Source organism: Ralstonia sp. TCR112 (assembly GCF_007997035.1).
Taxonomy (GTDB): Bacteria; Pseudomonadota; Gammaproteobacteria; order Burkholderiales; family Burkholderiaceae; genus Ralstonia; species Ralstonia edaphi.
Genome location: NZ_VOSS01000217.1, coordinates 1 through 646 on the forward strand (window position 1 = coordinate 1; position 646 = coordinate 646).

1 protein-coding gene and 1 pseudogene are annotated in these 646 nt (G+C 67.0%); both read left to right on the top strand.

Going from position 1 to position 646, the window contains the following annotated elements:
- Positions 1-199: pseudogene (locus tag FUT88_RS25425) on the top strand (C4-dicarboxylate transporter DctA); the annotation flags it as partial.
- Positions 200-236: 37 nt separating this feature from the next.
- Positions 237-646, top strand: a 410-nt coding sequence (locus tag FUT88_RS25430) for a GntR family transcriptional regulator (protein ID WP_147219327.1), incomplete at its 3' end; no start/stop codon positions are given.

A 646-nucleotide genomic window follows, 5' to 3' on the forward strand; every position in this document is an offset into this window, starting at 1 on the left:
CGGCATTGCCCGTGCGCTGGGCAACCTGATCGGCAACTGCGTCGCCACGGTCGTCATCGCCGCGTGGGAGAAAGACATCGACCGCGTGCGTGCCAATGCAGTGCTCGACGGCAAGATCGACATCACCGAAGAAGGCGAAGCGATTCCGCACGGCCACGGCGTGGCTGCACAGGCCGCCCACACGCTGCCGCATGCCTGAAGCGGCTCTACTGTCGGACGGCGGTAAAATCGGCGCCATGACCGAAACCACCGCCGCCGACATCTCCTCCGAAGGCATTGCCGACGACATCGCGCAGGCGATCGTCGCGCATCGGCTGCCGCCGGGCACCAAGCTGCGCGAAGAGGCGCTGGCGCGGGTCTACCACGTCAGCCGTACCAAGATTCGCGCGGCGCTGCTGATGCTGGCCAAGGACAAGCTGATCCGCATGGAGCCGGATCGCGGTGCGTTCGTCGCCAAACCCGACGAGACCGAGGCGCGCGAAGTCTTTGCAGTGCGCCGCGTGCTGGAGGTTGCGCTGGTGCGCGAGTTCATCGCCAAAGCGACGCCCGCCGATTACAAGCGGCTGGAGAAGCACCTGGCCGAAGAGCACAAGGTGGCGGCCAGCGGCGACCTGTCGGACGTGCCGCGCCGCAATCGCCTGATGGC